Consider the following 14,857-nt stretch of genomic DNA (forward strand, 5'->3'; position numbering starts at 1 on the left):
CACTTTCTCTATATCATATGTTATTACAAACGCCAATCACATTTAAGTTGTACTTTACCTTCTTCTTTTATATTACCTTCATTTATTATAAAATAATAGTGTTTATTTCTATAATCGTAAATTTCGTCACAATTTTCATCACATAAACCCACAGAAATATAGTATTTTGAATGTAAAAAAGGATTGTTTTGTATTACAAAACTAATAAAATTACTATTCTTTATATCAGTAATAAGTATTCCATCCTGATTGCAATTATGGTATGAAAGTCTCCATCCTTCTTCACTAAATACGTCAAAATATAAAATAGTCGCCTCTACATTTTCCTTTTTCTTAATCTCTAGATTTACCTTTATATCCTCTCCTGAATTGAATACATTTCTAGCCATACCAGCATTATCTGAAAAATATACTTTCGTAATTTCTAATTTCTTATTTCCATCTCTATTCCCAGTTGTTGAAAATTCTTTTGCTTCATGAATATCAAGATTTATATTATCAGATTTCTCAATTATCTTTTCAGCTTTGCCACTTTCTATTTCTTTATTTATTCTCTCTTTTTCATCACTAGATGAATAAAGAAGTTTCATATATAATCCAATCATTCTGTCTGGCGTATCTTCAATAACAAATCCACCTTTTTTAATAAAAATAACTCTATTACAAATTTTTTTTACAATACCCATATCATGAGATACAAACACAATAGTCTTTCCCTGTTCTTTGAAAGATTGAATTTTATCTAAACACTTTTTTTGAAAATTTGCATCACCTACAGCTAACACTTCATCTACAAGAAGTATATCTGGGTCTACGCTAACTGCTACGGAAAATGCCAACCTCATATACATACCAGAAGAATAATTTTTAACTGGAGTATCCATAAAATTACTAAGTTCAGCAAATTCCACAATGCCATCATATCTTTTATCTATTTCTAATTTAGTTAATCCTAAAATAGATCCATACATATAAACATTTTCTCTTCCTGACAAATCTGGTTGAAATCCAACACCTATTTCTAATAAAGATGAAATTTTACCATTTACAATTATTTCTCCTGCATTGGGTTTTAATATGTTCGATATCAATTTAAGACTAGTACTCTTTCCTGTACCATTTTCTCCAATTATACCTACAGTTTCTCCCTTTTCAATTTTGAACGATGCATCTTTTAGAACATCAATAATTTGTACCTGTACTTTATCTCTATTCAAAACTTTTGCTAAAAATTTTTCTTTTAAAGAATAATTCTTATTTTGATATATTTTAAAATGTTTTGTCACATTTTTAAATTCTATAACTGACATATCATGTTCAACACCTTTTTCTATAATTTCTTCACATTTTATATTTCTTCTGCAAACACCACTTCTATCTTTCTAAACAATCTAAATCCAAAGAATATTAAAACAAAATCAATTATAAACAGTACTAATATGTATAAATAGTATGGAAATGTATTAGTATACAAAATTGACCTCACACTCTCTACCATCAACGTCATTGGATTCAACATAATTAGTCTTTTAAATAAAATATGATTATTCAAAAGTGTTAACGGATATACAATAGGTGTAAGATACAGCCACAAATTAAATATTACTTCAACTAAATGTGATATATCTCTGTATAGAACATTTAATGATGATAATATCAAAGATAATCCAATTGTAAATCCTAATATTAGCAATAAAACAACAGGTAGCATTATAAGAGGAATGCCAACATGAAGCCCTTCTGCTACTATTGCAACAAATAAAATCAATAGAGTTATAACAAAATTAACAAAATTCGAAAATATAATAGATAATGGAATTATTTCCCTTGGAAAGTAAACCTTTTTTATTAGATTTGCATTACCTATTATTGAAGTAGTACTTCCCATGACTCCAGATGCAAAAAAATTCCATGGAAGCAATCCACATAATAAAAACACAGTAAAATGTGGTGTCTTTTGTTGCATAATAACTTTAAATGCAAATGTATAGACAAATAACATCAATATCGGATTTAAAAAGGACCATAAAAACCCTAAAACTGAATTTCTATATTTTAATTTCAATTCTTTAGACGTTAAATTAATAAGCAATTCCTTTGAATCATATATTTCTTTAATATATCCAATAAAATCCTTCATACTTTTTATCACCAAATCACCTTCAATTGTTAATATTTAAATCAAACTAAATTTATACTAACTTATTATTTATGTTTATTCAATCTTTTTGTATATTCTAATATCTAGTTTTCTATCTTTAATAATTTCATCTAAACTTGTCTCTTCTTTCACACCCTCAGTGCTTTCCTTTAAAAATATAATCTTAATAGTTTGAAATATTAATTTTATATCTAATAAAATAGAATAATTTTTAATGTACATAATATCATATCTAACTTTATCTTCTGGAGTAGTATTATATTTCCCAAGCACCTGGGCAAGACCCGTTAAACCAGCCTTTACTACTGTTCTATATTTATAATCTGGTATTTCCTTTTGAAATTTATCAACATAAAAAGGTCTTTCTGGTCTAGGACCAACAATACTCATGTCACCATTTAATATATTGAATAACTGAGGTAATTCATCCATTCGTATAGCTCTAATTACTTTACCTATCTTTGTAATTCTAGGGTCTTCATCTGTGGCAAGTACAGGTCCAGATAATTTTTCTGCATTCATTTTCATAGATCTGAATTTTATAACATTAAAATTTCTTCCACCTTCTGTAACCCTTTCTTGCTTATAAAATACATTACCGCCATCTGACAATTTTATGCTTATAGCTATAAGCAGCATAAAAGGAGAAGCAATTACAATACCTACAAATGCTAAAATAACATCCAGCACCCTTTTTATAGCTTTTTCCTCTTCAGTTAAACATAGAGGCTTTGCCTTTAGCAGCGGAAGATCGTCAATTTTATTTAATTTGGATCCTAGCAATGCTAAATCACTCATGGCAGGCACTATAAGTATGCTTTTTTGTTCAATTAAACATTTATCAAGTATATAATCTTTAAATTCACTTTTAATATCATCACACAGTATTACAATCTCTACTTTATTGATTAAATCAACTACATTATCAAAATCCGGATGACAAATATATTTTATATTATATAAATCACTTTGCTTTAGGAGTATTTTCTTCGCCACATGCTCTGTATTTGCATTTCCAATTATAATAACATCTTTTTTCCCATACATATTTCTCTTTATTTTCCATACAAAGGACTTCCATATACTTAATAAAACAATCTGAATAACTGAACTATATAAAATAACCATTCTTGGATAAGAAAATGCCCTTAAAAAAAATGTTACTGCCATAGTTGATATACATAACATTATTATTGTTAAAAATACAGAATAAACAATTTCACTAATAGATTGCTTAATTAAATCTGCTAATCCATATACGTACATAAATATCAAATATATTATTATAGTAAAAGGTGCAGTTATAATAAATGGTTCATAATTAAATCTTGGAGGGTTAAAATTAAATTTAATCATATATGAAAGATAAATTGCTAAAATTACAAGTATAATATCTATAATTGTAAATAGTAACTCATATAAATTAGTAAGTGATGCTTTTTTCTTCATATAACCAACCTCTCTTATATCAGGCATTGCTAAATAATATATTCTTGTCCTGTAAATCCACTTCAATATTATACTGCATTTTATGTTTCTACGATAGTCCTATTTCATAGAAATTCTACATTAAAATGTCTTTTTATTATTTTTCGTAAATGTCAATACATTAATAAGATATAATAAAAATTAAAGGCATACCGTAAACAACTTCGTGGTATAGCCTAAAATTTTAATTAAAAATTTATTTTGCTTTCAGTTAAAGTTTTCCATTTTTTATCTTTATCTGAGAATATTAATTCTTTAATACCTTCTGTGGGCCACTCTATTCCTATTTCTGGATCATTCCAAGCAATTCCACCTTCGAATTCTGGATGATATAAATCTGTACATTTATAAACAAATTCTGCTTCATCAGAAAGAACTAAAAATCCATGGGCAAAGCCTTCTGGAATATAAAATTGTTTTTTATTTTCATCACTGAGTTTTACTCCAACCCACTTACCATAAGTTTTAGAATTCTCTCTTAAATCTACTGCTACGTCAAATACCTCACCGTTTATCACTCTGACTAATTTTCCCTGAGAGTGCTGCGTCTGAAAATGTAATCCTCTTAAAACACCTTTTTTAGATTTAGACTGATTATCCTGTACAAATGCCATGCCTAAGCCAGCTTCCTTAAATTCATCTTCATTGTAAGTTTCCATAAAATATCCTCTGTTATCTCCAAATACTTGAGGTTCTATTATGTACACTCCTTCAATTTCTGTTTTCTGAAAATTAAATTTTCCCACTGAAATCACCCCTTAGTTATTTCCATACATTTTTTCATAGTAGTTTTGGTATTGACCGGATGTTATGTTATCCATCCATTGTTTGTTATCTAAATACCATTTAATTGTCTTCTTAATTCCAACCTCAAATGTAGTTTCCGGTTCCCAACCCAATTCTTCTTTAATTTTAGTTGGATCTATGCCATATCTTCTATCATGGCCTTTTCTATCTTCTACATATTTTATTAAGTTTTCTGTTACAGTACTATCTATATTATTGCCAACGTATTCTATTATAGTCTTTACAATGTAAATATTTGTTCTTTCATTATGTCCACCTACATTATATACTTCTCCAAGTTTTCCATTGTTTATTACCATATCAATTGCCTTGCAGTGATCTTCCACATACAGCCAATCTCTAATATTTAAACCGTCACCATAAATAGGTAGCTCTCTCTTAGCCAGACAATTGTTTACTATAAGTGGAATTAATTTTTCTGGAAATTGATAAGGCCCATAGTTATTTGAACATCTTGTTATATTTATTGGCATTTTAAAGGTATCATAATATGCCTTAACCATTAAATCTGCACCAGCTTTACTGGAGGAGTAAGGGCTGTGAGAATCTAAAGGAGTTATCTCTGTAAAATATCCAGTTTCCCCTAAAGATCCATATACTTCATCCGTTGATACCTGAAGATATTTCTTGCCTGCTTTGAATCCATTTTCAGTTTCCCAATATTGTTTTGCAATATTTAGTAGATTTACAGTACCTAGTACATTTGTCTTAGCAAATAGTTCAGGTTCCCTTATACTTCTATCTACATGTGATTCAGCTGCAAAATTAACTACGTAATCTATATCATTTTCTTTAAATATATTTTCTACAACTTCTTTATCACAAATATCCCCCTGGACAAAAGTATAATTAGAATTATTCTCTACCTCTTTTAAATTTTCTAAATTGCCAGCATATGTAAGCTTATCTATATTAATTAATTTTATATTCTTATACTTATTCAGCATATAGTGTACAAAATTTGAACCAATAAAGCCAGCTCCACCAGTCACTAAATATGTTTTCATTTTTTTGCCCCCTACTATTTATCTTCGATTAAGGAAATTAGATACTTTCCGTATTCTGTCTTCATTAATGGTTCTGCCAATTTTCTAACTTGATCACTATTAATAAATTTGTTTCTGTATGCAATTTCTTCTATACAGGCTACAAAAAGTCCCTGTCTTGTTTGTATTGCTTCTACAAAATTTGCTGCATCTAAAAGACCTCTATGAGTACCTGTATCAAGCCAAGCCATTCCCCTTCCGAATAATTCTACCTTTAAAGTACCTCTTCTTAAATATTCATTATTAACTGCAGTTATTTCAATTTCCCCTCTATCAGAAGGCTTTATATTTTTAGCTATTTCAACCACATCGTTATCATAGAAATATAATCCTGGTACTGCATAATTTGACTTAGGCTTTTCAGGTTTTTCTTCTATAGAAATAACATTATTGTTGTCATCAAATTCTACTACACCAAAAGCCCTTGGATTACTTACATGATATCCAAATATAGTAGACCCAAATTCTCTTGCTGCAGCCCTTTTTAATCTCTCTGTAAATCCATAACCATAAAAAATGTTATCTCCTAGAACCAATGCTATTCTGTCATTTCCTATGAATTTTTCACCCACAATAAATGCATCTGCAAGCCCTCTAGGTTCATCCTGAACAGCATAACTTAAATTTAATCCAAGCTGACTACCATCTCCAAGTAATTCCTTAAAGCTTCCAATATCTCTTGGAGTTGAAATTATAAGTATTTCTGTTATTTCAGCTAACATTAATACAGATAATGGATAATATATCATTGGTTTATCATAAATAGGAAGTACTTGCTTTGATACTGCTTTTGTTATTGGGTATAATCTAGTACCAGAGCCCCCTGCGAGAATAATTCCTTTCATTATGTAAATTCCTCCTTACTTGCGTAACAAATGTTAAAACAAACAAATTTATTATACAACAAAGCAAAATATTTGTCTATTTTTAAAATACAATGTACATTAATATTTATAGATATTTAAAATTTACTCTATGTAAATCACATAAAAAATAAGATGAATTTATTCAATAAATTCATCTTATTTTTTATGTATAGAATAAAAACTATCAATTAATCAACAAATGGATTGATTAATGCATCACATTAATAGTAATTTTTATTCCAAAATAATTATTTATATTGTGGTATATCAAATTCTAAAGATGGATTTGCAACCATATCTATAAGATTCTTGATATTATAAACCTGATTGTATGCCCAACGAACATCTGTAGCATATTGGTGATTTCCTGGTGAAGCTGGATTCCATCTCATTTTGTATAAAGTATTTTGCTTATATTGACTATTATTTATAAAATCACCAGATATCCATTGTGCTCCTCCATAAATTGCCTGATCTACATTAAACCATCCTTTGTTATATGCATAAACTGAACCATAATAATTTGCATTTGAATCATAAGCACCTATTCCAAAAAGATTATATACTGTTTGTCCATTAACATTTATTCCAGTAGCCAATCTAGAATATCCATTGCCAGTTTCCAGTAATGCATGTGAAACAAGATATATTGGATTTACATTGCTTTGCTGAGCAGCTGCAAGAAATTGTGCTCCTTTTCCATCTAATACACCTTTTCCTGCAAGTATTTTATTTAAATCATCTACTGTAACACCTTGTATATAATCAAGTCTTAAAAATTGATAAACTCCATAAGTATCCATAAAATTCATTGGATCTACATAATGTTGAACAGTATTTCTATCTGCATTTACCCAATTATTACCTGATTCCATAACTGGTTGTCCATAATTTATTTGAGTATTTACCATATCTGAAAGTAATAAATTATAACTTGTACCAAACTGATTACCACTAGAAAATTTATATACCCTAACACTTTGTTGTGCAATTACTCCTCCATTTCCTGTACTCTTTACAGTTATTGTATGGACTCCATCTGAAATTGATGATAGGTTTAAATTATAACTATAGCCACTATTACTAACTCCTAGATAATTTGGATATACATTTCTTACATCTGGTCTTAAAACGCCAGTAGTCACATCACTCATATATGCATTATCTACATATATTTGTACTTTTTTTACTCCAAAAGCATTTATTGACCATCCTCCTACATTCAAACTACCACTTTCACTTTTTATAAACATATTATTTGAAGGAGTATCTATCGCCACTATAGGAGATAAAGTCTGTTCATTATCAGATAATTTGTATATTGAAATATTTTGCTGCATAGTAGTTCCATCATTCCCAGTACTTTTTACGATTATTGTATGTACGCCTTCTGAAATTGATGTATTTAAATTGTAATTGAACCCACTATTAATACCACCAGTATAACCTGGAAACGCATTATTTACATCCGGTCTTGAAATACCTATGCTTGCATCTCCTTGGTATATATTATCAAAATATACTTGCACATTTTTTACTCCATATGCATTTAACGACCAACCGGATATATTAAATTGATCATTTTTTATAAATGAGTAGGCTGCTGGATTATCTACACACATTATTGACGGTGATGTTATTTTATTAAATTTAACACTTTGCTGTATAACTGTTCCGCTTTTACCTACGCTCTTAATTAATAGTGTATGGTTACCATCTGAAATATCTAACAAATTTAAAGCATAGTTATATCCACTAGTTGTTCCTCCTGAATACCCTGGAAATGCATTATTTACGTCCGGTCTCCATAAACCTATTTCTGCATCCCCTTTGTATGCATCATCTACATATACCTGTACTTTACTTATTCCACTTGGGTCTAGTGACCAACCTACTATATTTGTATTGTTTTGATTTTTAACATCGATGTTATTTAATGGATTATCTATAGCCATATACGATGGTGGCGGTGTTTTATTTATTCTAACACTTTGCTGTATAGTTGCCCCATTTTTACCTACACTCTTTACCATTATTGTATGTGTACCACTTTTAACTCCCGTTAAGTCCAACGAATAGCTATATCCACTAGTTGTTCCTCCTAAATACCCTGGAAATGCATTATTTACATCTGGCCTCCATAAACCTATTTTTGCATCCCCGCTGTATGCATCATCTACATATACCTGTACTTTACTTATTCCACTTGGGTCTAGTGACCAACCTACTATATTTGTATTGTTTTGATTTTTAACATCGATGTTATTTAATGGATTATCTATAGCCATATACGATGGCGGCAGTGTTTTATTTATTGTAACACTTTGCTGTATAGTTGTCCCATTTTTACCTATACTTTTTACCATTATTGTATGTGCACCACTTTTAACTCCCGTTAAGTCCAACGAATAGCTATATCCACTAGTTGTTCCTCCTAAATACCCTGGAAATGCATTATTTACGTCTGGCCTCCATAAACCTATTTTTGCATCTCCATTATATGCATCATCTACATATACCTGTACTTTACCTATTCCACTTCCATCCAACGACCAACCCACTACATTTATCTGATTTTGATTAGTATTTGAATTGTTTTGAGGTGTATCTATGCATATTAGTGAAGGCAATGAACCCGCGTAAATTTTAGGTGTTTTATAAAAATTTAAAATAGAGGAGATAATTATCAATACAAAAATCATAAAAGTAGATATCTTCTTATTTCTTACAAAACTCACTTTTTCACCTCCTTTCAATATATTATTCGTATTTTTATGTAAAAATTTTATAGCCTGATTACATAAATAAAGCAATAAAATTTTACTAACATTTTATCTGTATAATAAATGTCACAAACATTTTATTTTTTTCATGCCATTTCTATATACAGATAAGAAGATGAAAATAATTTTATTTAACCATATTCCTATCATACAAATCCTTAAAAACAGGATTATCCCTTAAAGTCAATAAATATTTTACAAAAGGTTCTTTAAGTTCATCTCTCTTTAATGCAAATTCAACTGTAGCCTTTAAGAATCCCAATTTGTCTCCTACATCATATCTTTTTCCTTCAAAGGTATATGCATACATAGCTTCTGAGTGCATAAGAATTTTTAAAGCATCTGTAAGTTGAATTTCTCCACCTTTTCCAGGCTTTGTTTTACTTAATATATCAAAAATTTGTGGTGTAATAATATACCTTCCCAATATCGCTATATCTGTAGGTGCTTCTTCAGTTTTTGGTTTTTCTATTAAATTTTTAACCTTGTAAACTGAATTTTCTATATGCATGGCATCAACAATTCCGTATTTTGATACATCTTTATGAGCTACTTGTTGTACTCCAAGAATTGTAGTCTTATACTCATCATAACAATCCATAAGCTGTTTTAAACATGGAACTTTACTGTCAACTACATCATCTCCCAGCATAACAGCAAAAGGCTCATTTCCAACAAAAGTTTTTGCACAATTAATAGCATGCCCTAGACCTTTAGGCTCTTTTTGTCTTATGTAGTAAATATTTGCCATATTGGATATGTCTTTTACTATACTTAAAAGTTCATTTTTACCATGATTTTCTAGCTCTTTTTCAAGTTCTACAGATTTATCAAAATGATCTTCTATAGCTCTTTTATTCCTGCCTGTTATTATAAGAATTTCTTCTATACCAGAAGAAACTGCTTCTTCAATTATGTATTGTATAGTTGGTTTATCCACTATTGGAAGCATCTCTTTAGGCTGTGCCTTTGTTGCTGGCAAAAACCTTGTTCCGAGGCCCGCTGCTGGTATTATGGCTTTTTTTACTTTCATAAAATCTCTCCTCCACACCTTTACATTTTTAAATTAATAAGTATTCAGCATACTACATTAATAGAAATTTTTACAAACATTTCATCAGAATTTGTTATCTTCTTTAATGGTAAATATACCCATTAAAGAAATTTACTATTTTCTACTTTTACATATACCACTAATACTTATTATATATTGCCTTTATACACTTTACAATTATAAGATACTTAAATTTTAATTTCATAGCATACAATATTTTCATTATTACTACAGATTGCCATATTATGCGAATCATTTCAAGCTTATATTCGTTAAGTAATTTTTATAATCATTGATATTTATTCATTTATAATAGAATTTTTACGAGAAAATTAAGTATTGTCAACAATTTTGATGACTCTAAACTAGCCCATTAATCTTATTACTCTAGAACTTTGCTCAATTGAAGCACTATTTCATCCTTAGGATTAATCTTCTTTGCAATATCAAAGTGAAGTTTTGCCTGCTTTGTGTCACCATTATTCAGATAACACATTATAAGATTAGTACAAACTTCTATAGATTTGGTAGCTTCAAAAGCTTTCCTCAAATATTTTATGGCAATGTCATAATTATTGAGAGCAGCATAATTTAATCCTAACTCATTTATAACTTCAACTATGCTGCTATCAATGGCTACAGACTCATTTAGATAGTAAATGGCTTTCTCGTAGTTACCTAGTACTCTATAGGCTACAGCTATGTTAAAATTTAATATGGCATCGTTAGAAAATTCATCTAACAGAGGTATAAGATACATTAGTGCTTCTTTTGGTTTATCATATACTAATGCTTTTCCCTTATCATACTGTCTTATGTTAGAAAGTATATGTTTTAATTCCAGAACATTCTTAGAATTATCCTTGCCTTTCTCTATATAGGTACTAATATAAAACCAAGCATCTTCATATTTTTCTTGTTCATAATATATTACTGCTTTGTTAAAATAAACTTTATAATATCCCTGAAGCTTTTCTGCCTGATCTAATATAGATAGTTCTTCTTGCTGAAAATTCTTATCAATTTTTCTGAGTTCTTCTAAAATCATAATTATTTTATCATAATTTTCCACATTTCTTTCAATTTCCAGAAGTCCTTTAAGCAGTATATAGGCATCCTCATAAGAGCTTTTTTTCACTTCTTCAAAGACAATACCCTTTATGTATTCAACAGCTTCTTCTTTATTTGAATTTAATATATCAATATATATATGATTAAATTTAAAATTTTCATCTCCACCAAGTACATAGAACATTCCTTCAATAAAGAATGAAACAGGTATTTTTTCAAATTTTTCATTATTTTTAACCTTATCTGCTACTCTCAGAGGTCTAACAGGTAAATATAAATTTTCATTTACCTCTATTTTAAATATTCTTGGAATGCTTTCTTTTTTAAATTCTAAAAAAATAAGTTTAGATACTTTTTCTGTAAAATTAAGTTTTGTTTCCATACTTTCACCGTCCAGTAAAATAATTAGGCATAAACAGAGTTCTTAGTATTGGAATTTATGATACTTAGAAATCGTTGTCCTTTAGGGTAAATCGTTATCCAGGGCCGCAGTCCCTCTAATACTCCCACTTTGAAACAGATGGGAGTATTAGAGGGGCTAGCCATCGGATAAAAAATCACTACTTTAAAGATGCCTTATATAAATTATTATATTAAAACTCAAAGAAAATTTAAAGGGGCTGTCTTGAAAGGAATAAATATTCATTGAATTTGAGAACAGCCTCATTTATTTATTAAAAATCATATTTTAATTTAACATTAGAATAGTTAAAAAGCTGTCTCACAATACATAGATATACATCGTGAGACAACCCCTTTATATACTAATTACTATATAATGTTCAATTATACTAATGACTCACAACAATAATCTCTTCACTAATTTAGCTTAAAAAATTCCACATAAATTATTCGCTAAATTAAGATTTATGTTAGTTATTACATGCATTGTTTATTATTTCCATAACAGCCTTATTAAAATCATCAGATTTTCTATCAGCATCTGAAAGGTCCTTGCCAACTACGGCCATGTACACTTTCATCTTTGGTTCTGTTCCTGATGGTCTCACAACAAACCAAGATCCATCTTCTAATATAAATTTAAGCACATTAGACTTTGGAAGTTTTATATCGCTTTGTGAATTATTTATTATATCCTTTTCTATACTTAATTTATAATCAAAACTCTTTACTATTTTTACTTCTGCCACATTATCTTCCATAGAATGTCTTAAATTTTCTAAAGCTTTTTGAATCTTTTCCTGACCCTCTTTACCTTTAAGCTCTAAAGATACTAAACTTTCTTTATAAAAACCATATCTTTTATAAAGATCTATTAAAGCATCATACAAACTTAAACCTTTATTCTTATAATATAATGCCATTTCACATATTAAGGTAGCTCCTATTACTGCATCTTTATCTCTAACAAAAGTTCCAGCAAGGCATCCATAACTCTCTTCAAATCCAAACAGGTATGTATTTGATCCAGTTTTTTCAAATTCCTTTATCTTTTCTCCTATATATTTAAAACCAGTAAGCACGTCTATAAGTTCAACATTAAAATCTTCTGTTATCCTTCTTGTCATTTCAGAAGTAACTATAGTTTTTATAACCGTTCCATTTTCCGGTAATTTATTAAGCTCCTTTAAAGATGAGACAATATAATGTGTTAAAAGTACACCTGTTTGATTACCAGTTAGTACTCTATATTCTCCCTCTTTATCCTTTACCACTACCCCAATTCTATCACAATCAGGATCAGTACCAAAAATTACGTCAGGATTTACTTCTTTAGCTAATTTTAATGCTAGTTCAAATACTGAAGGTTGCTCTGGATTTGGATAAGAAGCAGTTGGAAAATTACCATCAGGCAATTCCTGCTCTTTTACTACAAATACATTGTCATAGCCTAGTTCACTGAGTACTCTTCTTATAGGTATATTTCCAGAACCATGGATAGGTGTATATATTATTTTTAAATCTTTAGCACTATTTCTTACTAATTCTTCTCTTATAGTAAGAGCTTTAACCTTATCAATGTAAGTTTTATCTACTTCTTCACCAATTATATTTAAAAGCTTATCCTCTTTTGCTTTTTCTAAGTCCATAGTTTTAACATTCTTAAATTCACTTATAGCACTAATACAATCCAATATTTCTTTAGCTGCTTTATCAGTTACCTGACCACCATCCTCGTCATAGACTTTGTAACCGTTATACTGCTTAGGATTATGGGATGCTGTTACTACTATTCCAGCTTTACTTTTTAAATGCCTAACTGTATAAGAAAGTACTGGAGTTGGTCTTAGGGATTCAAACAGATTCACTGTAATTCCATTAGCACATAAAACCGATGCTGATCTTTCAGAAAATTCCTTTGACATATTCCTTGAATCATAAGCTATGCTAACAGAAATTTCTCCTGTATAGTTTTTATTTAAATAATCGGCAAGTCCCTGAGTGGCTTTACCTACAGTATATATATTCATTCTATTGCTTCCCGCTGCAATAACTCCTCTAAGTCCTCCTGTACCGAATTCTAAGTCTCTATAAAACCTATCTTCTATTTCTTTTTCATTTTTTACACCCGTCAATTCTTCTTTAGTATTTTCATCAATATACTCTGATTTTAACCAGTGTTCATAATTTTCTTTAAATGTCATGCTATAACCTCCTATATATTTCATATTCTTATTATACTATAAAATCCATAAAATAGAATATATATTTAAACCTATTCTAGTCCTTATATACTCTCTTAAAAATATGAAAGCTTATTATTAGCAATTTACAATTTTAAACAAAAAAATTAATAAATCTCTATTAATTTCTCAATAGGGATTTATTAACATGACCGAAATAACTATAAAATTTTCTTCATTTCTTATTATTTATACACTTGTAGAAGGAACCTCGCTATGATTTTCTGTATCTTCCTCACCTTCACCACTTTCATCTGGTATATCCCCGCCACTTGCACCAGTAACAGTGAGTACTATACTATTAAGATCATCTATAATAGATATTTCTGAACTTGCTTCAATATCGGCTACTCTCAGTGAATCACCAAAACTCAAATTTGATATATCTACATTTATATTCCTAGGTAAATTGTCTGCTTCACATCTTATTTTTACACTATCCTTTGATTTTTGAAGTATGCCCCCAAACTTTCTTATACTGTCTTCTCCCTTGAAAGTCAGTGGTACTTCAGTAACTAATTTACTGTTCTCGGACAATTCTTCCAAATCAATATGTAAAATTTTATGTTTTACTGAATCCTTCTGTATTTCCTTAATAAGAGTCTTATGCTTTTTACCATCTATATTTATATTTAGAATGCCATGTTCACCATTACAGGCAACCTCTCTTTGCAGTTCCATTTCGCCTATTTCAAACAAAGTATTTTCTATATTCTTTCCATATAATATTCCTGGTACTAAACCACTTTTTCTATTTTTCTTTGCAGCATGATTAACAGATTTATTCCTAATATTTGCATTAATTAATTCCATAAATATCCCTCCCTATATTATCCTATTATTGACATATATTTTGCTAATTATACATCTATTGCTTATTTAAAAATTATTATCATTTATCATTAATTTTTATTGCATTTGGATAACCTTTAAACT

Annotated in this window: 11 protein-coding genes; all 11 read right to left on the reverse strand. The window is 29.1% G+C overall.

Going from position 1 to position 14,857, the window contains the following annotated elements:
• Nucleotides 1-23 precede the first annotated feature (23 nt).
• The 11 genes from CLOPA_RS14330 to CLOPA_RS14380 all read right to left on the reverse strand — a co-directional run bounded on the left by CLOPA_RS14330 (nucleotide 24) and on the right by CLOPA_RS14380 (nucleotide 14,734).
• Complete coding sequence (locus tag CLOPA_RS14330) at nucleotides 24-1,310, reverse strand: ABC transporter ATP-binding protein (RefSeq protein ID WP_015616164.1); 1,287 nt, start codon at nucleotides 1,308-1,310, stop codon at nucleotides 24-26.
• A gap of 38 nt (nucleotides 1,311-1,348) precedes the next feature.
• Complete coding sequence (locus CLOPA_RS14335; protein ID WP_242834198.1) at nucleotides 1,349-2,140, reverse strand: ABC transporter permease; 792 nt, start codon at nucleotides 2,138-2,140, stop codon at nucleotides 1,349-1,351.
• Between the two features lie 75 nt (nucleotides 2,141-2,215).
• A complete protein-coding gene (locus CLOPA_RS14340; RefSeq protein WP_015616166.1) occupies nucleotides 2,216-3,610 on the reverse strand; it encodes a sugar transferase in 1,395 nt (464 codons plus the stop codon).
• 227 nt (nucleotides 3,611-3,837) lie between these two features.
• Nucleotides 3,838-4,395, reverse strand: a complete 558-nt coding sequence (gene rfbC, locus CLOPA_RS14345; protein ID WP_015616167.1) for a dTDP-4-dehydrorhamnose 3,5-epimerase — start codon at nucleotides 4,393-4,395, stop codon at nucleotides 3,838-3,840.
• Between the two features lie 12 nt (nucleotides 4,396-4,407).
• The gene (gene rfbB / locus CLOPA_RS14350; protein WP_015616168.1) at nucleotides 4,408-5,463 is read right to left on the reverse strand and encodes a dTDP-glucose 4,6-dehydratase; all 1,056 of its coding nucleotides are present in this window, start codon (nucleotides 5,461-5,463) and stop codon (nucleotides 4,408-4,410) included.
• Between the two features lie 14 nt (nucleotides 5,464-5,477).
• Nucleotides 5,478-6,347 carry a glucose-1-phosphate thymidylyltransferase RfbA gene (rfbA, locus tag CLOPA_RS14355; RefSeq protein ID WP_015616169.1) on the reverse strand — a complete coding sequence of 290 codons (870 nt, stop codon included), beginning with the start codon at nucleotides 6,345-6,347 and terminating at the stop codon, nucleotides 5,478-5,480.
• Nucleotides 6,348-6,616: 269 nt separating this feature from the next.
• Nucleotides 6,617-9,106, reverse strand: a complete 2,490-nt coding sequence (locus CLOPA_RS25660) for an Ig-like domain-containing protein (protein WP_015616170.1) — start codon at nucleotides 9,104-9,106, stop codon at nucleotides 6,617-6,619.
• A 172-nt stretch (nucleotides 9,107-9,278) separates the two neighbouring features.
• Nucleotides 9,279-10,184, reverse strand: a complete 906-nt coding sequence (gene galU / locus CLOPA_RS14365) for a UTP--glucose-1-phosphate uridylyltransferase GalU (RefSeq protein WP_015616171.1) — start codon at nucleotides 10,182-10,184, stop codon at nucleotides 9,279-9,281.
• A gap of 403 nt (nucleotides 10,185-10,587) precedes the next feature.
• Nucleotides 10,588-11,658, reverse strand: coding sequence for a tetratricopeptide repeat protein (locus tag CLOPA_RS14370; RefSeq protein ID WP_015616172.1), 1,071 nt, complete (start codon nucleotides 11,656-11,658; stop codon nucleotides 10,588-10,590).
• Nucleotides 11,659-12,148: 490 nt separating this feature from the next.
• On the reverse strand, nucleotides 12,149-13,882 hold the full coding sequence (locus CLOPA_RS14375) for a phospho-sugar mutase (RefSeq protein WP_015616173.1): 1,734 nt from the start codon (nucleotides 13,880-13,882) through the stop codon (nucleotides 12,149-12,151).
• Nucleotides 13,883-14,110: 228 nt separating this feature from the next.
• Nucleotides 14,111-14,734, reverse strand: a complete 624-nt coding sequence (locus CLOPA_RS14380) for a 50S ribosomal protein L25 (RefSeq protein WP_015616174.1) — start codon at nucleotides 14,732-14,734, stop codon at nucleotides 14,111-14,113.
• Nucleotides 14,735-14,857 lie beyond the last annotated feature (123 nt).

Source organism: Clostridium pasteurianum BC1, assembly GCF_000389635.1.
GTDB lineage: Bacteria > Bacillota > Clostridia > Clostridiales > Clostridiaceae > Clostridium_I > Clostridium_I pasteurianum_A.

Coding starts and splice junctions, on each gene's coding strand:
- CLOPA_RS14330 (WP_015616164.1), bottom strand. CDS start 1,310: ATGTCAGTTATAGAATTTAAAAATGTGACAAAACATTTTAAAATATAT.
- CLOPA_RS14335 (WP_242834198.1), bottom strand. CDS start 2,140: ATGAAGGATTTTATTGGATATATTAAAGAAATATATGATTCAAAGGAA.
- CLOPA_RS14340 (WP_015616166.1), bottom strand. CDS start 3,610: ATGAAGAAAAAAGCATCACTTACTAATTTATATGAGTTACTATTTACA.
- rfbB (WP_015616168.1), bottom strand. CDS start 5,463: ATGAAAACATATTTAGTGACTGGTGGAGCTGGCTTTATTGGTTCAAAT.
- rfbA (WP_015616169.1), bottom strand. CDS start 6,347: ATGAAAGGAATTATTCTCGCAGGGGGCTCTGGTACTAGATTATACCCA.
- galU (WP_015616171.1), bottom strand. CDS start 10,184: ATGAAAGTAAAAAAAGCCATAATACCAGCAGCGGGCCTCGGAACAAGG.
- CLOPA_RS14370 (WP_015616172.1), bottom strand. CDS start 11,658: ATGGAAACAAAACTTAATTTTACAGAAAAAGTATCTAAACTTATTTTT.
- CLOPA_RS14375 (WP_015616173.1), bottom strand. CDS start 13,882: ATGACATTTAAAGAAAATTATGAACACTGGTTAAAATCAGAGTATATT.
- CLOPA_RS14380 (WP_015616174.1), bottom strand. CDS start 14,734: ATGGAATTAATTAATGCAAATATTAGGAATAAATCTGTTAATCATGCT.